Annotated in this window: 25 protein-coding genes; 17 read left to right on the forward strand and 8 right to left on the reverse strand. The window is 41.1% G+C overall.

What is annotated here, in order from left to right:
- Positions 1-94: 94 nt before the first annotated feature.
- Positions 95-706 (reverse strand): sigma-70 family RNA polymerase sigma factor, encoded by a 612-nt coding sequence (locus IH597_11170; protein ID MBE0663014.1) that lies wholly within the window; start codon positions 704-706, stop codon positions 95-97.
- A complete protein-coding gene (locus tag IH597_11175) occupies positions 697-1,827 on the reverse strand; it encodes a glycosyltransferase (GenBank protein ID MBE0663015.1) in 1,131 nt (376 codons plus the stop codon). Before IH597_11175 ends, IH597_11170 begins: the two co-directional genes overlap by 10 nt.
- A 90-nt stretch (positions 1,828-1,917) precedes the next feature.
- Between IH597_11175 and tgt the strand changes: the two genes are divergently transcribed.
- Together tgt and IH597_11185 are read left to right on the forward strand one after the other, a co-directional pair.
- Entirely contained in the window at positions 1,918-3,048 is a 1,131-nt protein-coding gene (gene tgt / locus IH597_11180) for a tRNA guanosine(34) transglycosylase Tgt (GenBank protein MBE0663016.1), read from the forward strand.
- A 158-nt stretch (positions 3,049-3,206) separates the two neighbouring features.
- Positions 3,207-4,283 (forward strand): LptF/LptG family permease, encoded by a 1,077-nt coding sequence (locus IH597_11185; GenBank protein ID MBE0663017.1) that lies wholly within the window; start codon positions 3,207-3,209, stop codon positions 4,281-4,283.
- A gap of 247 nt (positions 4,284-4,530) precedes the next feature.
- Here IH597_11185 and IH597_11190 read toward each other — a convergent pair whose 3' ends face one another.
- Positions 4,531-5,358 (reverse strand): 4-(cytidine 5'-diphospho)-2-C-methyl-D-erythritol kinase, encoded by an 828-nt coding sequence (locus IH597_11190; GenBank protein MBE0663018.1) that lies wholly within the window; start codon positions 5,356-5,358, stop codon positions 4,531-4,533.
- A gap of 175 nt (positions 5,359-5,533) precedes the next feature.
- On the opposite strand from IH597_11190, the gene IH597_11195 reads away from it, so the two are divergent.
- Positions 5,534-7,039 carry a GH3 auxin-responsive promoter family protein gene (locus IH597_11195; protein MBE0663019.1) on the forward strand — a complete coding sequence of 502 codons (1,506 nt, stop codon included), beginning with the start codon at positions 5,534-5,536 and terminating at the stop codon, positions 7,037-7,039.
- A gap of 117 nt (positions 7,040-7,156) precedes the next feature.
- The gene (locus tag IH597_11200) at positions 7,157-7,777 is read left to right on the forward strand and encodes a deoxynucleoside kinase (protein MBE0663020.1); all 621 of its coding nucleotides are present in this window, start codon (positions 7,157-7,159) and stop codon (positions 7,775-7,777) included.
- A gap of 6 nt (positions 7,778-7,783) precedes the next feature.
- On the opposite strand, the gene IH597_11205 is transcribed toward IH597_11200, so the two are convergent.
- The gene (locus IH597_11205) at positions 7,784-8,587 is read right to left on the reverse strand and encodes a kinase/pyrophosphorylase (protein MBE0663021.1); all 804 of its coding nucleotides are present in this window, start codon (positions 8,585-8,587) and stop codon (positions 7,784-7,786) included.
- Positions 8,588-8,657: 70 nt separating this feature from the next.
- On the opposite strand from IH597_11205, the gene kdsB reads away from it, so the two are divergent.
- The 9 genes from kdsB (at position 8,658) to IH597_11250 (ending at position 17,032) form a co-directional block, all read left to right on the forward strand.
- The gene (gene kdsB, locus IH597_11210; GenBank protein ID MBE0663022.1) at positions 8,658-9,413 is read left to right on the forward strand and encodes a 3-deoxy-manno-octulosonate cytidylyltransferase; all 756 of its coding nucleotides are present in this window, start codon (positions 8,658-8,660) and stop codon (positions 9,411-9,413) included.
- Positions 9,414-9,460: 47 nt separating this feature from the next.
- On the forward strand, positions 9,461-10,534 hold the full coding sequence (locus tag IH597_11215; protein MBE0663023.1) for an SPOR domain-containing protein: 1,074 nt from the start codon (positions 9,461-9,463) through the stop codon (positions 10,532-10,534).
- A 47-nt stretch (positions 10,535-10,581) separates the two neighbouring features.
- Positions 10,582-11,262 carry a tRNA (guanosine(46)-N7)-methyltransferase TrmB gene (gene trmB / locus IH597_11220; GenBank protein MBE0663024.1) on the forward strand — a complete coding sequence of 227 codons (681 nt, stop codon included), beginning with the start codon at positions 10,582-10,584 and terminating at the stop codon, positions 11,260-11,262.
- A 12-nt stretch (positions 11,263-11,274) separates the two neighbouring features.
- Positions 11,275-11,619, forward strand: a complete 345-nt coding sequence (locus IH597_11225; GenBank protein MBE0663025.1) for an MGMT family protein — start codon at positions 11,275-11,277, stop codon at positions 11,617-11,619.
- A gap of 26 nt (positions 11,620-11,645) precedes the next feature.
- A complete protein-coding gene (locus IH597_11230) occupies positions 11,646-12,842 on the forward strand; it encodes a hypothetical protein (protein MBE0663026.1) in 1,197 nt (398 codons plus the stop codon).
- 259 nt (positions 12,843-13,101) lie between these two features.
- Positions 13,102-13,872 (forward strand): twin-arginine translocase subunit TatC, encoded by a 771-nt coding sequence (tatC, locus tag IH597_11235; GenBank protein MBE0663027.1) that lies wholly within the window; start codon positions 13,102-13,104, stop codon positions 13,870-13,872.
- Positions 13,873-13,953: 81 nt separating this feature from the next.
- Positions 13,954-14,421, forward strand: coding sequence for a PspC domain-containing protein (locus IH597_11240; protein ID MBE0663028.1), 468 nt, complete (start codon positions 13,954-13,956; stop codon positions 14,419-14,421).
- 41 nt (positions 14,422-14,462) lie between these two features.
- Positions 14,463-15,446 carry a hypothetical protein gene (locus IH597_11245; protein ID MBE0663029.1) on the forward strand — a complete coding sequence of 328 codons (984 nt, stop codon included), beginning with the start codon at positions 14,463-14,465 and terminating at the stop codon, positions 15,444-15,446.
- A gap of 191 nt (positions 15,447-15,637) precedes the next feature.
- On the forward strand, positions 15,638-17,032 hold the full coding sequence (locus IH597_11250) for a beta-lactamase family protein (GenBank protein MBE0663030.1): 1,395 nt from the start codon (positions 15,638-15,640) through the stop codon (positions 17,030-17,032).
- Positions 17,033-17,042: 10 nt separating this feature from the next.
- On the opposite strand, the gene lptB is transcribed toward IH597_11250, so the two are convergent.
- From lptB to IH597_11265, 3 genes are all read right to left on the reverse strand, one after another.
- Complete coding sequence (gene lptB, locus IH597_11255; protein ID MBE0663031.1) at positions 17,043-17,768, reverse strand: LPS export ABC transporter ATP-binding protein; 726 nt, start codon at positions 17,766-17,768, stop codon at positions 17,043-17,045.
- Between the two features lie 28 nt (positions 17,769-17,796).
- Positions 17,797-18,150, reverse strand: coding sequence for a carboxymuconolactone decarboxylase family protein (locus IH597_11260; GenBank protein ID MBE0663032.1), 354 nt, complete (start codon positions 18,148-18,150; stop codon positions 17,797-17,799).
- 108 nt (positions 18,151-18,258) lie between these two features.
- Complete coding sequence (locus IH597_11265; protein ID MBE0663033.1) at positions 18,259-19,224, reverse strand: KpsF/GutQ family sugar-phosphate isomerase; 966 nt, start codon at positions 19,222-19,224, stop codon at positions 18,259-18,261.
- A gap of 439 nt (positions 19,225-19,663) precedes the next feature.
- Here IH597_11265 and recQ point away from each other — a divergent pair, with 439 nt between their 5' ends.
- The 3 genes from recQ to IH597_11280 are packed head-to-tail and all read left to right on the forward strand — an operon-like array spanning position 19,664 to position 23,035.
- Positions 19,664-21,856: a DNA helicase RecQ gene (gene recQ, locus IH597_11270; GenBank protein ID MBE0663034.1), complete on the forward strand. Its 2,193-nt coding sequence runs from the start codon at positions 19,664-19,666 to the stop codon at positions 21,854-21,856.
- A 30-nt stretch (positions 21,857-21,886) separates the two neighbouring features.
- Complete coding sequence (locus IH597_11275) at positions 21,887-22,531, forward strand: OmpH family outer membrane protein (GenBank protein MBE0663035.1); 645 nt, start codon at positions 21,887-21,889, stop codon at positions 22,529-22,531.
- 12 nt (positions 22,532-22,543) lie between these two features.
- On the forward strand, positions 22,544-23,035 hold the full coding sequence (locus IH597_11280) for a DUF4296 domain-containing protein (protein ID MBE0663036.1): 492 nt from the start codon (positions 22,544-22,546) through the stop codon (positions 23,033-23,035).
- A 10-nt stretch (positions 23,036-23,045) separates the two neighbouring features.
- On the opposite strand, the gene IH597_11285 is transcribed toward IH597_11280, so the two are convergent.
- A complete protein-coding gene (locus IH597_11285; protein ID MBE0663037.1) occupies positions 23,046-23,462 on the reverse strand; it encodes a hypothetical protein in 417 nt (138 codons plus the stop codon).
- A 612-nt stretch (positions 23,463-24,074) separates the two neighbouring features.
- On the opposite strand from IH597_11285, the gene IH597_11290 reads away from it, so the two are divergent.
- Positions 24,075-25,634 (forward strand): hypothetical protein, encoded by a 1,560-nt coding sequence (locus tag IH597_11290; protein MBE0663038.1) that lies wholly within the window; start codon positions 24,075-24,077, stop codon positions 25,632-25,634.
- Positions 25,635-25,653: the final 19 nt, after the last annotated feature.

A 25,653-nucleotide genomic window follows, 5' to 3' on the forward strand; every position in this document is an offset into this window, starting at 1 on the left:
TTTTAAACAGTGTATAAACTATGTGTCATCTATGTGGTCTATGTGGTTCAAGCTACTTAACGGAATGGGCTCAAGGATAACCTAAGTAATCTTATTACAATTTTTCCCTTGAATGCTGTAAAATTGAGTAAAGCAATTCTCTCGCCCTAAACAATTGCGCCTTGATGGTTCCAAGGGGCATATCAAATTCAGCCGCAATTTCGAGATAGGAATATTCACGGAAATAACGAAGTTCAATGAGTTTACGATAATGGGGTTTTAAGCGGTCAACAATATCATGCATCAGAATCGTTTTCTGCTTGCGGATTAAATTTTCAACCGGGTCGGGTTGCTCGCAAGGAATACCTGGCGGACAATAAATATGGCCCTCGCTGTCTTCAAAAGTATCATCAATGGAGAGCGTATGTCGCTTGGTTTTGCGTTTGTAATCAATAAAATGATTGGAGGCTATTTTATTGATCCATGTAATAAATGCAAACTCAGGCGTGAATTGATGCAGGTTCTGAAAGGCTTTTCCAAAAGTTTCGATAGTGAGGTCATCGGCGGTGGTTTCATCTTTCGACTTTTTAAGCAGCAACTCATATACAGGCTTCCAATACAGCCGCATGAGTTCAGCATAGGCTCTCTGATCGCCCTGACCAATGGCCAGTTTTATCAGATCCTGATCACGCAGTGAACGCTCGCTCTGAGGGCCTTTTACTTCCATTTCTTGCTTTTGAAAACCAGACTATTAAGCGCCAGTAAAGGGTTGAAAAATGTGAAAAACGGATCGAACATTGGCGAAAGTAAAAATAAATTCCTTTCGTTCAGTTTTTTCGCACCATAACCATAAAGCACCATCCGGCTTATCAATCTTAATCCTTGCGCCCCAAGTACAAACGGCCAGTAAAATTGGATGGCAAGCAGATAAATCAATGATAAATAATAAACTACCGCACTCACAGCCTGGATTCCGAGAAGGTTCTTGTATTTAGATTTATAATACCTGCCGGTAGTAAAATGCCTTCGTTTTTGGGTAATCCAGGATTTGAGGGTTTTCTTGGGTTCGGAAAAAACATAGGAAGCTGGATTTAATTCTATGCGTGTGTTGATGCGGGTTGCCGCTGCATTAATAAATAAATCGTCATCACCTGAACTGATGTGATAATGGTTGATAAACCCTTTGTGTTTGTAAAACAGCGACTTTTTATAAGAAAGGTTTCGCCCAACACCCATGTATGCTCTTCCTGAGAGCGCGAATGAAAAATATTGAATTGCAATCTGAAATGTGTCGTAACGGATGAAAAGGTTTAGCAAGCCTGGCAGTTTTTCGTACGGCCCGTATCCCAACACAATTTCCGCATCTTTATCATAACTTGCCTGCATTTCTCTGATCCATTGGTTCGAAACTGGCCGGCAATCGGCATCGGTGAGCAGCAATATTTCATTCTTCGCAGATTTAATGCCCACGCTGAGTGGAAATTTTTTGCTCCTGAAAAAGACAACACTTTGTGTAACGTTAACAACTTTAAGTCGTGGGTATTGTTGAGCCAGCAGGGTGAGTACCATCTCAGTTTCATCGTGCGAACCATCATTCACAACGATCACCTCAAAATCAGGATAATCCTGTTCAAGAACCAGGGGCAGATTTTTTTCAAGTTTGTAAGCTTCATTATGTGCAGCTATTACAACAGAAACGGGTTCGCTACCGTCAGAACCCGGCCGGCGCTTAACAAAAGCGAGCCTGCTGTAAAAAAACCAGTAGTAGAAAAGCTGGACCAGCCAGGCGAAAGCGAAAATGCCCAGCACTATCATGCCGGAATTATTGATAAGAAAGGTGGTTAGCATCGTTTCGTTCATGAGGCGGCAAAAGTATCCAATCTCTGATAATTAGTATAAATTTGGCACTTTGTTTTAACAGGCGACTTATGAACACTTATGAAATTTGAATTAACAACAAAAGACCCCTCATCCAAGGCCCGCGCCGGTATTTTCCAAACAGATCACGGAAGTATCAAAACTCCTATTTTTATGCCTGTTGGAACCGTTGGAACCGTGAAAGCAGTGCATTTCAGAGAATTGGCTGAGGATATAAAGGCGCAAATCATTTTAGGAAATACTTATCATCTTTACTTAAGGCCGGGGCTTGAGATCATTAGTCAGGCTGGTGGTTTGCACCGTTTCAATGGTTGGAACCGTCCAATACTTACCGATAGCGGGGGCTACCAGGTTTATTCGCTCACGAGCATCAGGAAGTTAAAAGAAGAAGGTGTTGTTTTTCAATCGCATATTGATGGTTCGAGCCATACCTTCACACCAGAAAATGTAATGAACATCCAGCGCACAATCGGCGCCGATATCATCATGGCATTTGATGAATGCACCCCTTACCCCTGCGAATACGAATATGCGCGCCGAAGTATGCAACTCACCCACCGCTGGCTCGAAAGATGCATTTCACAGTTCAACATTACTGATCCAAAATATGGCTACAATCAGTCGCTTTTCCCGATAGTGCAGGGCAGCGTTTACAAGGATCTGAGAAGCCAATCAGCCGAAAATATTGCTTCATGGAATGCCGACGGCAATGCAATTGGCGGACTTTCAGTAGGAGAGCCTGCCGAAGTGATGTATGAAATGACTGAACTGGTATGCGGCATTCTTCCTCAGGATAAACCCCGCTACCTTATGGGAGTTGGCACACCCGTTAACATCCTGGAAAGTATTGCCCTGGGGGTTGATATGTTTGATTGCGTGATGCCCACGCGCAATGGACGCAATGGGATGCTTTTCACAAAAGAAGGAATAATAAATATTAAGAACGAAAAGTGGAAACAGGATTTTTCATCCATTGATCCCGATGGAGAATCCTTTGTTGACAGGGCTTATTCCAAAGCTTATCTGCGGCACTTGTTTGCATCTAAAGAAATGCTGGGTCCCATGATAGCGAGTATCCACAACCTTCGTTTTTATATGTGGCTGGTGGAAGAAGCCAGAAAGCAGATTATCGAAGGCAATTTCTTTGCCTGGAAAACTTCTATGGTAAAAAAACTTTCGCACAGACTTTAAGTACAGGTTTTCAAACCTGGCAGCTTCAGCAACTGTAAGTGTTTGACAACAAAAACAAACAATAAAAGTAAAACCCGGCTGTTTGTTAAATCAACTGAATGATCAAATCATTGTATTTTTGTCCATTGCAACAACTCTTCAGCACAGGTCCCTGAAAAATGAAAATAATTGACTGGTACATCATCCGGAAGTTCCTGGGAACCTTTTTTTATGCCATTGCGCTGCTTGCCATCATCATTATCATCTTCGATCTCTCTGAAAAAATTGATGACTTTATTGAAAAGGATGCCCCGCTGAAAGCGATCATCTTTGATTATTACCTCAATTTCATTCCTTACCTGGTGAACATGTTCAGTTCCTTGTTCACTTTTATTGCGGTTATCTTTTTCACCTCGCGCATGGCCACCAATACCGAGATCATTGCGATCCTGAGCAGTGGCATAAGTTTCTGGCGGTTGATGCGACCCTATCTGATATCGGCCACACTGCTAGGTTTGCTTTCTTTTGCCTTGGCAAGTTATATAATACCAGTTACAAACCGTTCATTATTTGCCTTTGAGCGAACCTATATCAAGGACCAGAAACGTAACCATCAGGCCAACATCCACATGCAGATCAATCCCGGTGTTTATGTGTACGTTGAGAGGTTCAACAGTTTCACGGATGCAGGAAGTAAATTTTCGATCGAAAAGATTGACAGCACGGGCTTGTATTACAAACTCACAGCCGAACAGATAAAATACGACAGCATAAATAAAATCTGGTCCATTATAAATTACCAGGTAAGGCAAATTGATAGCATCGGCGAAAGGCTGAGCAGTGGCAGCCAGATTGATACTGTAATGAACATGGTTCCAGATGATTTTGTAATTGATGTTGACCGGATCAAAGTATTAACGTCACCTGAGCTGAACGAAGTAATCGCAATTGAAAAAATGAAAGGTTCAGGAGCCGTGATAGCTTACCAGGTTGAGAAACACAGTCGTATTGCTTTTCCCTTTGCCAATATTATCCTTGCAATTATTGGTGTTTCGGTTTCGAGCCGTAAGATCAGGGGCGGAACCGGCTTACATCTTGGCATTGGTCTAACCCTGACCTTTTCCTACGTGCTGTTCATGCAAATATCAACAGTTTATGGGGTTTACGGCGGACTGCCACCCGTAATTGCCACCTGGCTCCCAAACCTGTTTTTTGGAATTATGGCTATCTTCCTCATCCGCAATGCACCTAAGTAATGTGACACAGTGTTGCAGTGATACAGTGCTGGAATGATGGAGTGTTGGAATTCAGGCAGCAATCATTAGTTATATAGTTGTCATTCATTGTCATACAGTTGTAATACCTGGTCATAAAGTTGTAACTGAAACGGTCCTTCTCATTTTCTCCTTTTCTCTCAGTCCCTTCGTCGCTTAATCCCTGGTCCCTCAGCCGCCCTGTCACTTCCACATCATTCCCTCGCTCCTTGCTCTACTCTCCACGCTTTCACAACTTCCCAATCCACTGAAAATATCCATCCGGGAAACCTATAATTTCCGGTTCATGATCAAATAACCCAAATATCGCTGAACCACTTCCGCTCATGGATGCATATAATGCTCCAATCTCATAAAGCCTATCCTTTATTTTTTTCGCCTCGGGATGTCGTTCAAAAACAGGTTTTTCAAAGGCGTTTAATAAAATATTTTTCCATTCGCTAACCGGCCTTTCCATTGTATCCAATAATGGCTGTCCGTATCCTGAAGCGGTGGTCCAGGAATATGCCTGTGCAGTATTGATGTGCACAGGAGGTTTGATCAAATATAAATAATAGCCTCCCAGCTTGAGTGTTAAAGGCTGGAGTTTTTCGCCCCGCCCGGTAGCAAGGGCAGGTTTGTTTTCGATAAAGAAAGCACAGTCGCTGCCAAGCTGAGAAACATATTGAAGCATTTGATCCTTCGTTAGCGCCAGATTAAAAAGATTATTCAATAGCATGATGGCATGGGTGCAATCAGAAGAGCCTCCACCAAGTCCGGCTCCAATGGGAATCACTTTGTGAAGGTGAATATGAACCGCTGGGAGGTCAAAATCCATTTTTAAAAGTTCGTAAAGCCGGATTACAATGTTTTTGGTTCCAGCGGTTATACCATTATTGCTGTCAATAGCTAAGCCTGTGCAATTGAATACGGTAGCTCCGGCATTTGACTCCATGATTTCAAGCACATCGCATAAAGCAATTGGAAACATAACAGTTTCGATGTCATGGAAACCATCATTTCGCTTCCGGATAATATTAAGACCCAGGTTGATCTTGGCGTTCGGAAATGCAATCATGAAAAATCACTTTTTAACCCGCTGAAGTTTAACTGGTGATGAAAGGGTTCAGCCAAAAGTACCATAAAATTTAATTTCGTGATGAGGGTTCGCAAATTTCGTTGTAATTTTGAACCTGTATTGGCGGCTTGTTTACCAACCCTCACGCCAAGAAAAGCCTATATATTATTTTTGTATGCCGTTATTCAACTCTATACTTTCCTGGCTGATGAAAAAGCGGATTTCACAAATCGATTTTTTCATGAAGCATCCGCATGAAGTTCAGCAGGATTGGTTTCGCATACTTATTGATGTTTCTACTGATACCGAATGGGGTAAGAAGTATGATTACGGCTCAATAAACACACCTGAAGATTTTCAAAAGAGAGTTCCTATAAACGACTATGAAGCCCTCAAACCATATATTGAAAGATTGCAAAAAGGAGAGTCAAACCTTTTATGGCCTACTGAAATAAAATGGTTTGCAAAATCATCAGGCACTACTGCTGATAAAAGTAAGTTTATCCCGGTAAGCCAGGAAGCTATTGAAGAATGTCATTTCAAAGGGGGAAAGGACATGTTGTCAATTTACTGCAATAATTATCCTGAAACCCGTCTTTTTTCAGGTAAGGTTCTTGGATTGACTGGCACACACAACTTCGGCGATGAAAATGCATCGTGGTACCAGGGCGATGTTTCAGCGATCCTGCTCGAAAATCTACCTTTTTGGGTCAATCTGATCCGAACACCCGACCGCTCCATTTCGCTAATGGACGAGTGGGAAAGCAAAATAGAAAAAATTGCCAGAATTACTATCAATGAAGATGTTACAAATATTACGGGAGTACCTTCCTGGACCTTGCTTTTACTCAAACGCATACTTGATATTGCCGGCAAGCAAAACATGATTGATGTGTGGCCGAATCTTGAGTTGTTTATACATGGGGGCGTAAACTTTGCTCCTTACCGCGATCAGTTTGAGAAAATTGTCCCACCAAAGATGAATTACCTTGAAACCTACAACGCTTCAGAAGGTTTTTTTGGCATCCAGGATCGCACCCACTCTAAGGAGATGCTGCTGATGCTGGATTACGGGATTTATTACGAGTTCCTGCCAATAGATGAACTCGGGAATGAGAATCCAAAAACCTTGCAGCTTCACGAAGTTAAAACCGGCGAAGTGTATGGTTTGATTATTACTACCAACGCAGGTTTATGGCGATATCTTATTGGCGATACTATCCGGTTCACAAGCCTGGCACCATATAGGATAGTCATTGCCGGCCGGACTAAGAACTTCATCAATTCAGTTGGCGAGGAACTCATGATTGATAACGCAGAACAGGCCATTAGCCTTGCCTGTGAAAAAACAGGTGCAACCATCAATGAATATACCGCAGCGCCGGTATATTTTAATGATAATGAAAATGCTGCCCATGAATGGCTGATCGAATTTGAAGCTCTGCCCAATGAAATTGAATTATTCACCGATACTCTTGACCAGGCACTTAAACAACTCAATTCCGACTATGAAGCCAAGCGTTATCGCGATATGATTTTACGAAAACCCATTGTTAAGGTAATGCCCAAAGGAACTTTCTACAAATGGCTCAAGCAGAAAGGAAAACTTGGCGGGCAGAATAAAGTACCGCGCCTCGCAAACGACAGGAAATACGTTGATGAAATTATGGCAGTACTTTAATAAGGTCAGAAATCAGAAGCCAGAATTCAGGAGAGGGAATACATTGAGAAACTTTACCACAAACTAACCTCATTCACTAAAATAATTACAGCGTTTACAATCTAAACCATAACCAACATGCATCACATTGCCATTGCCGGAAACATCGGATCGGGTAAAACATCGCTCACCGAGCTATTATCGAAATATTTTGGTTGGGAAGCCCATTACGAGGCTGTTGAAACAAATCCTTACCTGCACAGTTTCTATGAAGACATGCAGCGCTGGTCGTTCAATTTACAAGTGTATTTCCTAAACAGCCGCTTCCGCCAGGTTGTAAATATCCGCAACAGCGGCAAAACAGTTATCCAGGACCGGACAATTTACGAAGATGCCCACATTTTTGCCCCGAACTTGCATGCTATGAACCTGATGTCAACCAGGGATTTCGAAAATTACAGTTCGCTTTTTGAACTTATGAGTTCATTCATAAAGGCTCCTGATTTACTTATTTATCTCAAAGCCAGTGTTCCAACGTTGGTTCAGCAAATACAGAAAAGAGGCCGGGATTATGAAAATGCAATCCGCCTCGATTACCTAAAATCGCTAAACGACAGATATGAGTCGTGGATCTCGTCTTACGACGAAGGCAAATTACTGATCATTGACGTGGATAAGATCAAATTTATTAATGATCCCGAAGGGCTGGGATTCATTATCAACCGCATCAATGCTGAGTTGCACGGTCTATTCGGTTGATGTAAATTATGATTTTCCAAGCTTTCTTACAGCAAGCACTTCGCTTGCAATTTCTTCAATAGGTTTATTGGTCACCCTGATGACTGGCCATAGCGGCTGCCGGTTAAAAATTGCATGGGCATAGTTCAACTCCTTTTGTACAAAATGCAGGCTGGCATAATCATCTGAACCCATCCCTAAATGAACCTGCCTAACATGCCTCAGTGAGGCAAGGTTATGAGCATAAGTGGTCAGACAGAAAACCTTTTCGGGAGGAAGTTTAAAAAGTCCTTCAGGTGGTTCAATACCCAGCACAATAGGCACATTGGCCACTAGCCAGCCTTTGAACGCGAAGTATATGCTTAATGGGGTTTTAAAGGTTCTTGATACCCCAACAAGTACAATTTCTGCTTTATCAAGTTCGTCAGGGCGCTGCCCGTCGTCATGTTGAAATGCAAACTGCATGGCATCAATACGCTTGAAGTATTCACGGTTGATCTCACTGAACAATCCGGGTTTCTCAGCCGGCGAATGCATCAGTTTTTCCGATAACCTGCCCAGCAGCGGGCCCATGAGATCAATAGTTTCAATGTTGTACCTGCGCCCTGTTGTGATCATAAATTCACGCAAATCGTTCGAAACCAAGGTATGAACCACGAAAGCTTCAACCTTAGTAGCTTCCTGAACTGCTTCTTCAATTTGTTGTTTGGTTCTGACTTCATTGTGAATGATGGTTTTCACCACCTGTTCAGGAAACTGGGTAAGCGCTGCATTCAGCGCCTGGGTGGCAGTTCGGCCGGTTCCGTCGGAAACTATTAGTATTTTTGTCATAATTCATGGTTTAGGGAGATGCTAATATACTTAAAGAATTTATCTTTGCCATCAAGAAATACCGGTTCAAATGCAAAAAGCGATTGCCATCATACCTGCACGTTTTGCCTCCACCAGGTTTCCCGGTAAACCCCTGGTTAAGATTGAGGGCAGAACCATGATCATGCGCGTGTATGAACAGGCCATAAAAGCAGAGCAACTTCAAGAAGTGTATGTTGCCACCGATGATACACGGATTTTTGATCATGTGAACCAATCAGGCGGTAAAGCCATCATGACTTCAGTGAACCATAGCAGCGGCACTGAGCGCTGCCTTGAGGCCTTTCAAATTTTATTGAAAGAAAAGAAATGCACACCGGATGAAATTATTATCAACATTCAGGGCGACGAACCATTTATCCTTCCCGGTCAGATTGATAAACTGGTAATAGCCTTTGCACAGCCTGAGGTAAATATTGCCACACTTATAAAAGTTTTAAAATCTCCTGAGGAACTGAATGATCCAAACTGCGTGAAGGTAGTTGCAGGTAACCACGGACAGGCGCTTTATTTTTCAAGGTTTCCTATACCTTATGTTCGCGAAAATGCAGAGCTGGAAAAATTTGTTTCCGGGTTGCATTTCAAGCATATAGGAATGTACGCTTATCGCAGTAAGATATTGGCTGAAATTTGCAAGCTGATGCCTTCACCACTTGAGATGGCCGAAAAGCTGGAGCAATTGCGTTGGCTTGAACATGGCTACACAATTCACTTGCAAGTTACTGGCCACGAAAGCATTGCAATTGATTCACCTTCCGATTTACTAAAAGTTACCAACATTTCTTGAATAATAAGAACAAGTGGCTTAGCTTTGTAAGCCCTTAGTTTGAAGCCATGAACCTCGAAAAATACATTTGCGACTTACTCTACCGGCATGAATGCGTGATAGTTCCTGAATTTGGTGGCTTTATCACCAACTACGCGCCGGCCTCTATCCAGGAGGCAACCCATACCATTCTCCCACCCCGGAAATTCCTTGTCTTTAATTCGAACCTCACAATCAACGACGGTTTGCTGGCAAATGAGATCAGCAATAAAAAGAATTGCAGCTTTGATGAAGCGATGCAATTTATTAAACGCGAAGTTATTGCGTGGCATGAACGCATGAAAGCCGGAAAAACGATTTTTCTTATCGGAATAGGTTCATTCAACATGAATAAATCCGGCAAATTGGATTTCAAACCCGATCTGGAACAAAATTTTTTTGATGAAGCCTACGGCCTGACAAGTCTGGTAGTTCCGCCGCTGCAAAAGCGGGCACGAAAACCCAAACAGCAAGCAATCCGTTATCATAAACCTGCCCGCAAAATTAACCGAAAAGCCATTCGGCGACTTGCATGGGCAGCAGCCATCACTATTCCTCTTGTTGCAGCAAGCATCTGGAGCATACTAAACTATGATTCTCTCAGGCAATATGCCGTTCAACATTCAGGAATTTTTCAAGTTTTAGAATCCGAACCCAAATCAATCAGTGATGACCAGTCTGTTTATGAAGTTGATACAAGCGCATTCCTAAAGGCTATTGGGGAAAATGCTGAGACTTCAAACAGCGCTGAATCGCTGATCGGGGCTTATGGTGCGAACCTGGGTTCAGATATTGAAACCAAAGTAGTACAAGAACAACTTACCGAAGCAATACTTCCTGCTGCATCTGAACCGGTTGCTGAACCAATAGCGAAATCAGTCCGTACTTACCATATCATCATTGGTTCGTTTGAGAGCGAAATCAATGCCCAACATTTTGCCGATGAGTTGGTGGTTTCAGGTTGGAACGCAATCAAGGTTCCCGCATCACAAGGCATGCACAGGGTAAGCATTGCATCCTATGCCGACAAAAATGAAGCCCTGCAGCAGCTATCAAAAATTCGTGAGGAACGAAACCCCGGAGCCTGGCTTCTCAGAATCTGAAACTTTCTTTGGATCCTGAGCACTAAGAAATTTAACACCAAACTAAATTGGCTAAAAAGAAACTTGCAAGGTTTGAGGAATCTAAATCATTCCCAAACCTGATCCAGGCCGGTTATTTTGATTTATTAAAAGACTATCCGCTTAAAGGTAAATGGGCTGAGAATTATTTTGGTAACACCCATCCAATTGTACTTGAGCTCGGTTGTGGCAAAGGCGAATACACGGTTTCGCTGGCCGAAAAAAATAAATCGTTGAACTTTATTGGTATTGATAATAAAGGAGCAAGGCTTTGGCGTGGTTGTAAAAATGCCATTGAGAACCACTTCGACAATGTTTGTTTTATCCGAACCAAAATTGAACAGATCGAACGCTTTTTTGCACCCGGCGAAATCAGTGAAATATGGATTACTTTTCCTGATCCACAACCCGGCAGCTCCGGGGAGCGGAAAAGACTTACATCGCCCCGTTTTCTGAACCACTACAAAAACTTCCTCAAACCTGACAGCATTATCCATCTCAAAACCGACAACACACCATTATTTGAGTACACCCTCGAAACCATCGCATCACAAGGCCACCAATTGATTTTTCATTCGTTCGATCTCTATGGACTAAACCTTGAAGACGATGCCTCAGGGGTTCAAACCTTTTATGAAAAAATGTTTCTTGAACAAGGAATCAGCATCAAGTACTTAAGGTTTAAACTGAATCAAACTCAAACCAACTGATCAGCTATTAAAATGGCAGCATCCGGAAACGATTATTCCTTTTTTGCACAGGTTCACGAAGTTGTTAAACTGATCCCCTTTGGCCGGGTCACTTCATACGGGGCCATAGCCAACTATCTTGGCACCAAAGGCTCGGCGCGGATGGTTGGTTGGGCCATGAATGCATCTCATCACTCCCTTGATTCTATTCCAGCCCACAGGGTGGTAAACCGCATTGGGCTACTCACCGGCAAAAACAATTTTGGTGGGCCTGATATCATGCAACAGCTGCTCGAAAGCGAAGGCATTACGGTGCTTGAGGATCAAATACAGCACTTTGAAAAATATTTCTGGGATCCTGCAAAAGAGCTACTCTGATCCATTACATTTAACAGCACTCATAATTGAATACTACATCCCACCCCCTTAGCAGTATCTGGCTCAAAGCCGCAGTGGCGGGTGGTTTATGGGCTTCAGTTGAAATTATTGTTGGCAGCTTTCTGCACAATATACGAATACCTTTTGCCGGTGGTGTGCTGGCATCATTCGGGGTAATATTGATGATAGCTTTTTATCGTATGTGGCCGGAAAGAGGATTGCTTTGGAGGGCTGGGGTCATTTGCGCTCTCATGAAATCTATCTCGCCAAGTGCCATTATTCTTGGGCCAATGATTGGTATTTTATCCGAAGCCATCTTGCTCGATTTGATTATACGTCTTCTGGGAAGGAGTTTGCCAGCAATTATGATTGCCGGCGGCGTTGCAGTTACCACTTCATTTGCACAGAAAATCCTAAACATTTTGGTCATTTATGGGATGAGCCTGGTTAAAGTTTATCTGAACCTGATTGATTATGCTGCCCGACAGATTGGTTTTACACATGCCAATCCGTGGGTGTTGATTCTGATACTGGCAGGAATTTACTTTGTCATGGGCCTTGCTTCTGCTATTGCTGGCTATATAATAGGCCGGCGATCAGTGGAGTTGAAGCCGTCTGAAATGTCACCTCAACTTATTGCGGGTAGAACATTATTCAGGGATAACGAAAAACAAAACTATTCCACCTTCTTATTGTTCATGAATTTACTGGCTATTCCCGTGGGTATTATTTTAATGAACAGCGCGCCGATTTACATTTCTATCTCTGTATGTTCAGGATACATTATCTTTTGCCTTGTCTATTATCCCATTCTTCTGCGAAGGTTCAAAAACCCATTGATTTGGGTTCAGTTTGTAATAATCATTGTTTTATCCGGGCTCTTTTGGAAGAGTGATCTGGAGCAAAATGGCATGTTTGATTGGGCAAGTCTGCAGGCCGGTATTGAAATGTCGTTCAGGGCCTTGTTGGTAATTTCAGGTTTCACCGGTATTTCATCGGAGCTCAGAAGTCCTTTGGTTCGCGCATTTTTATTCAAAAGAGGACTCAGGCAGGTTTACGGCGCTGTTTCACTGGCTTTCCAGGCTTTGCCCTCAATGCTCGAAGATGCCGTTAAGCCGCGCGAGTTATTCCGTCAGCCACTCACAGCAGTAGCCCGAATGCTGTCACGCGCCGGGCAGTGGGAGAAAGTATTTGCACAATCGGCCAACGAAAAAGCTTTTTAACCTGTATAATTCACACCGCAACGACGCTCCCGATGGTTATCGGGAGACGCAATGATTTGATTTAAAATAGAACTTGCCGTTGGCTTTAGCCACATCCGTGTTTTGGCTAGAATCAACAGGTATGTTTTCCACAAACACAGTGGTTTATAGAACCGTCATTCATTAAAACTATTTTCCCGTTAAGTTAAAATGACTTCTTACTTTTGTAGCCCAGCCATATGATTTAATGAAAGCACGTTCAGCAAATTCGAACCAGGAGATGAGTTTCTGGGAACACCTTGAAGACCTGCGTGGAACCCTTGTGCGTTCCGTGGCAGGAATCATGATCTTTTCTGTGGTAGCATTCTTAAACCGCAATGTCATTTTCGATCACGTTATTCTTGCACCAAAAGATTCCGATTTCATCACCAATGTATTGCTTTGTAAGCTGGGTAAGTTTTTATCTTTGCCATCGCTTTGCATTGACGATCTTTCGCTGCAAATCATCAACATTCAAATGTCAGGTCAGTTCATGATCCATTTATATGCAAGCATGGCAGTTGGTTTTGTTTTGGCTTCACCCTATATCGTTTATCAGTTCTGGAAATTCATAGTGCCTGCTTTAAAGCCCGAGGAACGAAAATACAGCCGCCGTGCTGTTTTCGTGATTTCTTTCCTTTTTTTTGCAGGAGTTCTTTTCAGCTATTTTGTTATCGTTCCGCTTACAATAAACTTTTTAGGAACCTACCAGGTAAGCGAGTTTGTTGAGAACCGTATATCACTACAATCTTATATCAGCACCGTTATCTCTGTTACACTGGGAGTAGGCATTGTGTTCGAATTACCGGTAGTAATATATTTCCTGGCCCGCGTTGGACTGGTAAATTCAAGCTTTTTACGCAAGAACCGAAAATACATGCTGATCATTATTCTTATTATTTCAGCCATCATCACACCACCCGATGTTTTCAGCCAGATACTTGTGAGCATTCCTTTACTGGCATTATATGAGCTTAGCATTTACATTGCCAGAAGAGTCAACCCGGAATAATCTGCGGTGTAACCTTTCGGTTCTGATGGCGTCAAAAGATGAGATAATAAAAACATTTACAATCACATTAACCGTTTTATCATGAACTATTCAAGATTTTACAGAAGCAGGACCCAGAAAGTATTTGGCGGAGTTTCAGGCGGCATTGCCGAGTATTTTAATATGGATCCGGTAATTATCCGGGTCATTTTTGTATTGGCCGCAATCTTTGGCGGAGGAGGTGTTATCATTTACCTCGTGCTTTGGGTTGCCGTTCCCGAAAGGCCATTTACATCAACTTTTTATAATGCCGGAACCCCACCAGAGCCCGACCCAACGAAAGACACTCCCCCTGTTGTTGAACCTGAGCCGGGAGTTGACATCGCAAACCGCCGCTACACCGGTAGCATGATCGGTGGAATTATTTTAATTGGTATTGGTGCTATCATTTTGGTAACCCGGGTCGTACCCAATGTTTATTTCCGTGACCTATGGCCATTTATACTTGTGGCCGCAGGTGTTGTACTGATCCTGACCTCCATGAATCAGCCAACTCCCAGACAACAATAATAAAGTTTCGTTCAAGTATTGAATCATAAAATTCTCAAACCATGGATTACAAAAAAGTTTTTTGGGGCATCCTTTTCATTATGATAGGGTTGTTATTTGTTTTGAAAAATCTCAACATTCTCGAATTTAGCTGGTTCCAGTTCCTGAACCTATGGCCTTTACTTCTGATCCTGTGGGGTATAGCCATGCTGCCGATAAAAGGAGCCGTGAAGTTAATTCTATCACTACTCATTGTTGTATTGGGCGTTTACCTGGTAAATAAATACGACAGTGGTTACTGGTTTGATTTTAATAAACCTGGAACTGGAAAATACCGGCATTATGACAAATGGGATAAATCACGTGGTGATAAGTGGGATGATTCGCAAGATGATAATACAGATAAAGACCGTGATGGGGACGATTGGGAAAGTCAATACCTTTTCTTCCCTTACAGTGCTGATATTGAAAAAGCAACATTGAGACTCGACGCTGCTGCGGGCAGTTTCTATCTTCAGGATACTTCCCAACAACTCATTGAAGTTAGAAAAGATGGAAATATCGGGAGTTATAGTCTCACTTCCCAGGAAGCAAGAGATTCGTATGTTGTTAACTTATCAATGGAGGAAACTACTATCCGTGGCAATCGATTGAGACACCAGGTTGACATTAAGCTCCATGAAGAACCGGTGTGGGACCTCGATCTGGACATTGGCGCTGCCCGGATTGAAATGGATTTGAGTTCTTTTAAAGTAAATGACATAAACATTGATGGTGGCGCTTCCTCTATCCGGATGAAGTTGGGTAACCTGATGCCTATGATTAATGTTGAAGTGGATGCCGGAGCTTCTTCAATCGTTATCGAAGTGCCTGAAAGCTCAGGTTGCCAGGTTAAAACCAGCTCAGTGCTCTCGGGTAAGAACCTGAAAGATTTTAATAAAACAGATGACGATAAGTACACTACTGAAAACTTCAGCGATAGCGAGAATAAAATTTTCATCAATATTGATGTGGCCGTATCAAGCATTGAGGTGAAAAGATATTAAAAACCCTGGTTATATTTTGAGCCATATCAGGGGTACCGGCATTCATCCGCAAGGGTGAATGCCGGTTGTTTTTTTACAACCTTCCTCTTTTTTGCGACCACAAACTTTCCACTCAGGAAAATTGTTTATAAGAAATGCCTATTTTTGCAACATCAGATCCTGTAGCCCAAAACTCTAATTTCGCTTCCAACATGTCCATTTCACTCAGGTTAATCCTGGTTTGCATTGCCTTTTTGTTGCTGGTAGTTTCACCTGAGAATCTCTCGCGTAGTGCATTGCCGCACCAGACCGAGCTCTTATCGCCAAAAGAAGAAGACCAACTATACAGCTACCTTTTACGTGATAAAGTAGATCAGATTGACTCACTGCTCAATCGCTACTCCTGGTTTAACGGGAATATCATGGTGGTAAAGGATCATAAGATTTTATACCAGCGATCACATGGTTATGCGAACTTTCAAACGCGCGAACCATTGACCACTTCATCGGTTTTTGAACTTGCCTCGGTAAGTAAGCAATTTACAGCTGTTGCGATTTTAATGCTTTATGAGCGCAAATTAATTGATCTCGATGATGAGATTAAACGATACCTGCCAGAGATTACTTATAAGGATATTACAATCAGGCATCTGCTCAACCACACTTCGGGATTGCCAAATTATATGTATGTGCTGGAAAAGCAGTCCGATGGTTCGCACATGCCTTCAAATGAGGAAATGCTGAAAATACTTGTTGGCAGCAACCCAAATATATTCTTCAAGCCAGGTCGCCTTTATAGTTATTCCAATACCGGATACGCTTTGCTGGCATCAGTGGTTGAGAGGGTTTCAGGGAAAACGTTTTCTCAATTTATACGCGAGAATATTTTCCACCCACTTGAGATGCACAATACATTTACTAGTGTAGAGTTACTCGATAACGAATTTACTGTCAGTCATCAGGCAGTTGGCCATCGCCAGGTTTGGAGGCGGTTCCGACCCAATACACCAGTTGTTCACGATAGGGTTTTGGGCGATAAAGGCATTCATTCATGCCTTGAGGATCTTTATAAATGGGATCAGGCATTATACTCCGGGCAACTTGTAAGCAAGCAATCCCTTGAAGAGGCTTATAATCCGGTTACACTTTCCAACCGTCGTAATTTCCCTTATGGATTTGGGTTTAGGATCGGGAAGAAAAGTGAAGAAAAATACGTTTACCATCATGGGCTTTGGGAAGGCTTTAGAACCAGCTTTATCAGGTATATTGAACGGGGCGATGCAATTGTGATCCTGAATAATACAAACCAACGCTTTAACAACAAGATCATCAACAACATTGAGCATATTATTGAAAAGCCAGTGGTCATGAGCCCCACTCATAAACTCGCTTTATGTGTTATTCATGATGGCGTTCCAAAAGCTCTCGAAATGTATAATGAAATGATTGCCAGCGGAATGTTGCAACATCCTGATGCCAATGAATTATTTGGCGTAGCCCAGATGTTGAGGCAAATCAATAAACCCGTTTTGTCGAGCTGGATATATGAGTTTTACGAAACCACCAGTTTATGCCGGGATGTTGAACTTCCATTGGCCGGGAAGTAATTTGCAGGAATTAACGCCTGAGTTCAAAGTTTTTACCCAAGTACACTTTCCGAACCTGCTCGTCCTGTGCCAATTCTTCCGATGTGCCGGATTTCAAAACAGATCCTTCATACAATAAATAGGCACGATCAGTAATGGTAAGTGTTTCATGCACATTATGATCGGTAATCAGGATACCAATATTTTTCGATTTTAGCCTGACCACTATATTCTGAATATCCTCAACTGCAATAGGGTCAACTCCGGCAAATGGTTCGTCGAGCAGCATAAATTTGGGATCAACGGCCAGGGCGCGGGCTATTTCAGTTCTTCGGCGCTCACCTCCTGAGAGCATAATGCCAAGGCTTTTTCTAACATGCTGCAGGCCAAACTCATCGAGTAGGGATTCAAGACGTTCTTTTTGTTGCTGCTTTTTCAAGCCTGTGAATTCAAGCACGGCTTTGATATTATCCTCAACGCTTAACCTGCGGAAAACAGAAGCTTCCTGGGCAAGATATCCAATACCTAATTGAGAGCGTTTATACATTGGCTCGCGCGTAATTTCAGTATTATCAAGAAAAACTCGCCCTTCCAATGGTTTTATCAAACCTACGATGATATAAAACGAAGTTGTTTTACCAGCGCCATTCGGGCCAAGTAACCCAACAATCTCACCACGCTTTACTTCGATGCTGACATTATTTACAACTGTACGCTTGCGGTACTTTTTTACAATGTTATCGGTTCGTAATATCATGTGAATTGCGAATTGAATATTAATGAGTTTATGTGGCAGACGAGCTGCCGAGTTCATCCCAAAACTCCACAGCCCTTCGTGTATGCGGTATAACGATGGTTCCCCCAACCAGATTGCCTATGGCCAGAATTTCAAACAATTCCTCATTGTTCATGCCGTTTTCGTGGCATTTAATAAGATGATACTTGATGCAATCATCGCATCGCAGCACCAGCGATGCAATAAGCCCCAGCATTTCCTTTGTTTTTGTGTTCAGGGCGCCCCCCATATAAGCATTGGTATCAATGTTATAGATGCGTTTGATCACTTTATTGTCAGCAGCCAGAATGCGTTCATTCATTTTCTGCCTGTATGCATTAAATTCTTCCAGTTTTGAAGTCATTGTTCTGTATTTTGTTTAGATAAAAAGCCTGGGAAGGCTGTAGGACTAACGATTGTGTGAACCGGGACAAAATTAGTTCAGGCTTATTTCTTAACACTCTTGACCGGCTTAAATAATCCCTTCTTTCAAAATATCATGTAAATGGATCACACCAGTGTATAAATCATGATCAACCACAAGCAATTGAGTTATGTTGTTCTGGCGCATTATGTTGAGCGCATCAGAAACCAATGCATCCTTTTCAATTGTGCGTGGGTTTGCTGACATAATATCAACTGCTTTATGATTTTCGAACTCAACATTTCGGTATAACATCCTTCGAATATCACCATCAGTAATGATGCCTTTCAGCTGGTTTCCATCAACTACTGCTGTTGCACCCAGGCGTTTTGATGTTATCTCAACAATAACGGTCTTGATGCTATCATCTACATTAACCCGCGGCACTTCATTAGTAATACAAATATCCTGAACTCTGAGATACAGTTGCTTGCCAAGTGAACCGCCAGGATGATATCTTGCGAAATCACTGATCGAAAAACCCCTTGATTCTAAGAGACATACCGCCAAAGCATCGCCCATGGCAAGCTGCGCTGTAGTACTGGAAGTAGGGGCCAGATTATTGGAGCAAGCTTCCTTTTTTACAGAAACATCAATAATATAATCTGCCTGCCTGGCAAGATAAGAATCGGTATTGCCAACAAAAGCAACCAATTTATTAACTGATAACTTAAGCAAGGGGACAAGCACCTTGATTTCGGGAGTATTCCCGCTTTTTGAAAGGCAGATAACAACATCATCCTTGCGTATAGTTCCCAGATCGCCATGGAGAGCATCGGCAGCGTGCAGAAAAATTGCTGGGGTTCCGGTTGAGTTAAGCGTAGCAACTATTTTTTGTGCAATGATGGCGCTTTTCCCAATTCCGGTAAGGATTGCCCGCCCCTCTGAGTGCAGGATTAACTCAACCACCTCTACAAAAGTATCATTGATGTGTGATGCAAGATCGGCAACTGCTTCAGCTTCATCACGCAGGGTTAATCTGGCAATTTCTTTAATTTCGTCAGTAGATTTCAAAGTGTGGATTCAGTTTAAATGTTCAGTTTGCCTGACAAAGGTATGGAAATTAACTAATCAGAATCTGCCGCTTTTACTGTTGAAAAACAATCCGTTAAAACAGTCTTACTCATTAACGTTAAATCAGGAAGATTCTTTTTTTGAAAAACAATTTTAAATACTCAAATTTGCACTCCTTTTTTTGGGGAAGGGTAATAATTTGATCTTTACATGGTTTATACATTTCTGCGAATGAAAATCAATGAAGATCAATAGAGAAAGGAAAATATATTTTTTTCTTATTTGGTTAATTGGCTTTAAAAAGCATTATATTTGTATTGAACGATAAGATTGTTATAATTCAATTAATTAAAATTTTGGTTACCAATTGATTATTAAGCTTAAATTTTTATTGTTTTAAGCTTTATAGGAGATTTAATACTAGCTGTAAGAAATGACTTTGACTAAGGATTATCCGCTGCATGACCTACTGAAGAAGATTTTTGGATTTGAGCATTTCAAGGGTAATCAGGAAGCGATCATAAAAAGTGTCCTTGCCGGAAAAGACGCTTTTGTTATTATGCCCACCGGTGGTGGCAAATCAATGTGCTACCAGCTTCCTGCCCTGATCCTGGATGGAACCGCCATCATTATTTCACCGCTCATTGCACTGATGAAAAACCAGGTTGACGCAATCCGGAACTTTGGAGCTGAAAATGGAATCGCCCATGTGCTGAATTCATCACTAAACAAAGCTGAAATCACACAGGTTCGGAAGGACTTAACCACCGGAAAAACGAAACTTCTCTATGTGGCTCCGGAGTCACTAACGAAAGAGGAAAATATAAAATTTTTCCAAGAGATTAATATCTCATTTTATGCTATTGATGAAGCACACTGTATCTCTGAATGGGGTCATGATTTCAGGCCGGAATATCGCCGTTTGCGCCCAATAATAGAGGCAATAGGTAAAAAAGTACCGGTTATTGCACTCACTGCAACTGCAACACCCAAAGTTCAGCAAGATATTCAGAAGAACCTTAACATGGTGGATGCCAATGTTTACAAGTCATCTTTTAATCGTCCGAACCTATATTACGAAGTAAGGCCGAAAAACGAAGATGTGAGTAAGGAAATCATTAAATATGTGAAAGCCAATTCAGGGAAATCTGGAATAATTTATTGCCTGAGCCGTAAAAAAGTTGAAGAACTTTCTGAAACGCTGCAGGTTAATGGCATTAAAGCTTTACCCTATCACGCCGGGCTTGATTCTTCGACCCGGAAAATAAACCAGGACAAATTCCTGATGGAAGAAAGTGACATTATTGTTGCTACCATCGCGTTCGGTATGGGAATTGACAAACCTGATGTTCGTTTTGTAATTCATTACGATATTCCAAAAAGCCTTGAAGGCTATTATCAGGAAACCGGAAGATCGGGCCGTGATGATGGTGAAGGCAATTGCATTGCATTTTATTCATACGACGATATTCAAAAGCTTGAAAAGTTCCTGAAAGGCAAACCAGTGGCAGAACAGGAAATTGCCCAGCAACTGCTGATCGAAACAGTTGCTTATGCTGAATCATCGGTATGCAGGCGCAAACAATTGTTACACTATTTTGGCGAAATATATAAAGAAGACAACTGCAATAATTGCGACAACTGCCTGCATCCAAAGTCAAAGTTTGAAGCCAAAGATTATGTAGTGACCGTGCTTGATGCAGTACTTGAAGTAAAGCAGTTATTCAAGGCAAAGCATATCATTAATATTTTAACAGGCAAAAACACTGCAACGCTGAAGAATTTCAAACATCATATGCTTGATTCTTTTGGCAAGGGCATGGAAAAAGATGAGAAGTTCTGGAACGCAATCATCCGTCAGATGCTAATTGAGCGCCTGCTCATCAAGGACATTGAAAATTATGGGTTACTGAAAATCAGTTCCGATGGCAATAAGTTTCTGAAGAAACCTGTTTCCATCATGCTTACCCTCGATCATGATTACGAAAGCTCAGAAGATGAAGACTTCTTTGCAGGTGCCGGATCAAAAACAAGTACAACTGACAAGACATTGTTTTCATTGCTCAAGGATCTGAGAAAAGACATATCAAGAAAAGAATCACTACCACCGTTTGTCATCTTCCAGGATCCTTCACTTGAAGATATGGCTACTCAATATCCGGTTACAATTGATGAATTAAAGCATATAACCGGAGTTGGTATTGGTAAAGCTCAGAAATACGGCAAACCGTTCGTTGAACTTATCGGACAGTATGTTGAAGAAAATGAGATCATCCGGCCACTTGATATGGTGGTCAAATCAGTTGTAAATAAAAGTGGCTTGAAGGTTTATATCATTCAGAACATTGACCGGAAAATTGCTTTGGAAGACATAGCTTATGCCAAAAACCTTACCATTGATGAACTGCTATCGGAAGTTGAACGGATCGTATCAAGTGGCACCAAGATTGACCTGAACTATTATGTCAATGAATACATAGATCCTTATCACCAGGAAGAAATATTCGATTATTTCAAAGAAGCTGAATCCGACTCTATCCAGGATGCACTTAAAACACTTGGAGAAGATGAGTACAGCGAGGAAGAGATCCGTTTGATGCGGATAAAATTTATGTCAGAACTTGGCAACTAATATTCTACTTTACTTAAAACCTTTCTTAAAATGACTGAAAACCTTGAGAATAAAGGCAAGAACCCAATGTCTGGCCTTTGGATCGCTAACATTGTATTAATGTTTGGCTTAATTTTGCTTTATGTTTTACACTTTAATTCCAGAAGTGAGAGCCAGTCAAAAGAAGCGGATCAACTCTTAACATCTGACCCACATGCCGCACCGCGCATTGCCTTTATTGATTCTGATACTTTAATGTTACAGTATGAAATGGTTTCTGAAATGGTAAATTCATTCGAAGCCAGTACAATAGCGAAAGAAGCTACAATGCGTAAGAGGCAAAATGAATTCGAACAAAAAGTAAACGACTTCCAGAAGCGCGTTCAGAGTGGAAGCATCTCCATGGAAATTGCCCAGATTACCGAGCAGCAGCTTATGACCGAGCAGCAGGAATTAATGAGCCTGCGCGATGAATTATCAGATCAGCTTGCAAAAGAAGAATTTGATATGAATGTGCAATTGCTCGATATTGTTTCGTTATTCCTTGAAGATTATAATCGTACCAGGCAATATGACCTGATTTTTAATTTCAAAAAAGGCACCAATTTATTTGTTGCGAACCAGGTTTATGATATTACACCCGAAGTTATCGAACTTCTGAACCAGGAATATCGTCTGAAAAGCCAGAAGAAATAATCAGTACTGCTTATGGCTGGGCTTAAATTTAATCATCCGGTTCTTATTCTACTAAGTTTAACGATGCTTATGGCGTCCTGCTATTCAAGCAATAAACGCTTAGAATCTGAACTGCCACCCGATGCTTTGGATAAGAACACGATGATTGATTTACTAACCGATATTCACCTGATTGAAGGAACCCTGGCACAGAAGCAGGTTAAGGGCGTGCTTGCTTTCGATTTTGCAGAAATCTATTATGATTCCCTTTTTGCAAAATATTCTATTCAAAAAGCAAAATTGGACAGCAGTATTGCATATTACAGCAGAAACCCAGATGTATATGAGGAAATATATGCTGAAGTAATTACCAGGCTCTCAAAAATAGAAAGCGCTCAAGGCCATATTCCAGATCTGGATTCAGATAGTATGTTGATTATTGAACCTGAAGTTGAAGAAGTAACGGAACCGTTTTGGTTTAAAAAGAGCCAAAACCCATGGCTTTACAACAAACCAGGATTATAACCTTTGTGATCTACTGCTTGATTGCTATAGCCGCGTAAGAAATCAAATCGGCGCCGTCGTTTACGGCATATGTCCAGGTCATTGTGCTGTTGGTAGTCAGGTTGCCTATCCCACTGATAGTTAAAGATGCAACCGTTTGAGCGGGAATGGTTATCCTATCCTCAGTAACAATACCGTAAGCTGAATGAAAGCTACCGACATTCGCAAAATTGGTCAGCACTACCTGTGATGAGTTTGATGGATCGTAGGCAATATCAACATTATAAAATGCCTGGTTACTTTTCACTTCAGTTTCGTCGAAGCGCCATGTACCAACAAATCTATCCCGGAGGTCGGCATCGGGATCGTCGTCGACAATCTCGCAGGCAGTGAAACAAAATAATAAGGATACAACTAGAAATAAACCAAATCTGTGAAGCTTTATCATAAATGTAGAATATTAGATGATCTGATAACCTTCGCAAAGATAAATCAAGTAGGCTGACAAAAGTAAACAAGGTGGGTAAAAAAAAAGGCCCTCAGGCCTAAAATAAAGAAAAGTGTCCGGGGAGAATTTTGGCAACAAGGATACCATCAGATTAACCAACAATATCTGAAAGGTAATCAAAGCAAAATCGCAGTAGAATAAAGATATTTTAGCGTATGAAGATATTATGAGTAGTTTTACCGCTTACTTGCTGCCAAAGAACTTTGTTTCCCGGAACACTTAATGTTTTATAAAAACATGGCAAAGGTTGAATATTTAAGAGTACCCGGCAATCTAAAATATCGCTAAAACATAAGACTTCAACCATAGATCCTCAGTACAACTAATTTTTGTACATTTATGGATTCCTACCCTTTAATAAGGTTTAAGCCATTAACTGTTCAAATAACTCAAGAATTAGGTTGAAGCAGCATATTGCTGACATACTGATTGTTACCTGATATCTGCAGCTTCTGTTAAGCAATAGCAATACTAAGATTTCAAAATAAAACGTTAACATTTTTTAACTATAGCCTTGCAAGAATTACCGGGATATATAAATCAGAAATTCAAATGTTGAAAAAGAAAGAAGTCTTGTTTCAATTGATCAAATCGTTGACCAAGGAAGAGAAGAGGCATTTCAAACTTTATGTGAACAAGTATACCGGATCAAGGGAAAACAATTACATAACGCTATTCAACGCAATTGACAAACAAGAAAGCTATGACGAAGATGCAATAAAAAAGCAGTTCAAAGACCGGTTATTTATAAAGCAACTTACCGTCACCAAACATTATCTCCAAAAACAAATAATTAAAAGCTTACAGAATTTACATTTTGATGATACTGTGAACCTGAGCATGCTTACTTTACACCATCAGGTAGCAATTTTGTTTAAGAAAGGCCATTTCGAGATTTGTCGTGAACTCGTTAAAAAGGGAATTGAAGTCTGCACAGCAAATGATTTATACCTTGAATGGATAGGATTCCTGAAATGGGAGCTCAACCTGATTAATATTATTAATATTGAGGAGTATAAAAAAAGCCTCAACAGGTACCTCGAGAAAACAAGCCAACTTCTTACCTGGTATGAAATAACTACCCAGGGCAACCATCTAACCAATCAGCTCCAGATATATTCTCTTGATACCCCAACCTTCGGTTCGAACAGTACTCATTACAATAACCTCATAAAAAAAATTGAGATTCTGATATCCACTACTGATATTACCGCATTACCTTTAAAAATAAGGTTTAATCTTCTCTTTCCACTTGCCCAATCCTACCTTTATACTTCCGATTATCACAATGCTTACAAGATATACTTACGTTTGTATGGAGAACTTATAAATGAATATCGCACAAAGAATCTGCATGACCAATTTATTAGTAGCCTGCTTGGACTTATTTACACAGGAGGTGCCATTGGCAGATCAGATATGGTTTTAATTGCTGTAGAAAAACTAAAAATGGTTCCTGAAATCAACCCACACATTGCATTCCGGAAGAAGGAGAGCCTGGTTTTTTATCCTTTGATTAATTGCGCAATAAGCGGGGATTTTTATAATGGTCTAACAGCCATTGAAATTATGAATACGTTTCTGGACAATGCCACTAAAAAAGTAAACAGTGTGCAATACATCTATGCCTATTATTATTCTGCGTATATCTTTATGGGAAACGATAATCGCGTGCAGGCATTGAAATACCTCAGAAAAATTGATGCTTTCCAGAATAAAGAATTATTGCCTAACCTGAGGCTTGCAATTAAGATAATGGAAATTGTAATATTTTTTGATCAGTTGAAATATGATCTGGTCGAATCCCGTATAAAAAGTCTGCAACGCTATTTACAGAAAGATGAAAACGTTAAGCCATTCCTCAAAAAGTTTGTGAGCTATTTCCAGAAGTTGGTTGTTCAGGATCCGGATTCGATTGTAATTCAGGATCTTTACAAAAGATACTTAAGGGAGTTGCAAGATCTGGAATTGAAGGAGCAAATCGTATTACTTATCCATTTTGATTTGATCTCATGGCTACAGAGTAAGACTGAAGGATGCACTTTTGGAGAAAAACTCAAGGTAAACTCTCAACGCCTGTTCATTGAGAGTCAATTTGCACAGGAAAAGTAAACAGTGCAAAAAGAAACGT

The sequence above is a fragment of the Bacteroidales bacterium genome (assembly GCA_014860575.1).
In the GTDB taxonomy this organism is placed as follows: Bacteria; Bacteroidota; Bacteroidia; order Bacteroidales; family JAAYJT01; genus JAAYJT01.

Bases quoted from the DNA above. Each gene is read 5' to 3' on its own strand.
- IH597_11170 (MBE0663014.1), bottom strand. From the start codon at position 706: ATGGAAGTAAAAGGCCCTCAGAGCGAGCGTTCACTGCGTGATCAGGAT.
- IH597_11175 (MBE0663015.1), bottom strand. From the start codon at position 1,827: ATGCTAACCACCTTTCTTATCAATAATTCCGGCATGATAGTGCTGGGC.
- tgt (MBE0663016.1), top strand. From the start codon at position 1,918: ATGAAATTTGAATTAACAACAAAAGACCCCTCATCCAAGGCCCGCGCC.
- IH597_11185 (MBE0663017.1), top strand. From the start codon at position 3,207: ATGAAAATAATTGACTGGTACATCATCCGGAAGTTCCTGGGAACCTTT.
- IH597_11190 (MBE0663018.1), bottom strand. From the start codon at position 5,358: ATGATTGCATTTCCGAACGCCAAGATCAACCTGGGTCTTAATATTATC.
- IH597_11195 (MBE0663019.1), top strand. From the start codon at position 5,534: ATGCCGTTATTCAACTCTATACTTTCCTGGCTGATGAAAAAGCGGATT.
- IH597_11200 (MBE0663020.1), top strand. From the start codon at position 7,157: ATGCATCACATTGCCATTGCCGGAAACATCGGATCGGGTAAAACATCG.
- IH597_11205 (MBE0663021.1), bottom strand. From the start codon at position 8,587: ATGACAAAAATACTAATAGTTTCCGACGGAACCGGCCGAACTGCCACC.
- kdsB (MBE0663022.1), top strand. From the start codon at position 8,658: ATGCAAAAAGCGATTGCCATCATACCTGCACGTTTTGCCTCCACCAGG.
- IH597_11215 (MBE0663023.1), top strand. From the start codon at position 9,461: ATGAACCTCGAAAAATACATTTGCGACTTACTCTACCGGCATGAATGC.
- IH597_11225 (MBE0663025.1), top strand. From the start codon at position 11,275: ATGGCAGCATCCGGAAACGATTATTCCTTTTTTGCACAGGTTCACGAA.
- tatC (MBE0663027.1), top strand. From the start codon at position 13,102: ATGAGTTTCTGGGAACACCTTGAAGACCTGCGTGGAACCCTTGTGCGT.
- IH597_11240 (MBE0663028.1), top strand. From the start codon at position 13,954: ATGAACTATTCAAGATTTTACAGAAGCAGGACCCAGAAAGTATTTGGC.
- IH597_11245 (MBE0663029.1), top strand. From the start codon at position 14,463: ATGGATTACAAAAAAGTTTTTTGGGGCATCCTTTTCATTATGATAGGG.
- IH597_11250 (MBE0663030.1), top strand. From the start codon at position 15,638: ATGTCCATTTCACTCAGGTTAATCCTGGTTTGCATTGCCTTTTTGTTG.
- lptB (MBE0663031.1), bottom strand. From the start codon at position 17,768: ATGATATTACGAACCGATAACATTGTAAAAAAGTACCGCAAGCGTACA.
- IH597_11260 (MBE0663032.1), bottom strand. From the start codon at position 18,150: ATGACTTCAAAACTGGAAGAATTTAATGCATACAGGCAGAAAATGAAT.
- IH597_11275 (MBE0663035.1), top strand. From the start codon at position 21,887: ATGACTGAAAACCTTGAGAATAAAGGCAAGAACCCAATGTCTGGCCTT.
- IH597_11280 (MBE0663036.1), top strand. From the start codon at position 22,544: ATGGCTGGGCTTAAATTTAATCATCCGGTTCTTATTCTACTAAGTTTA.
- IH597_11285 (MBE0663037.1), bottom strand. From the start codon at position 23,462: ATGATAAAGCTTCACAGATTTGGTTTATTTCTAGTTGTATCCTTATTA.
- IH597_11290 (MBE0663038.1), top strand. From the start codon at position 24,075: ATGTTGAAAAAGAAAGAAGTCTTGTTTCAATTGATCAAATCGTTGACC.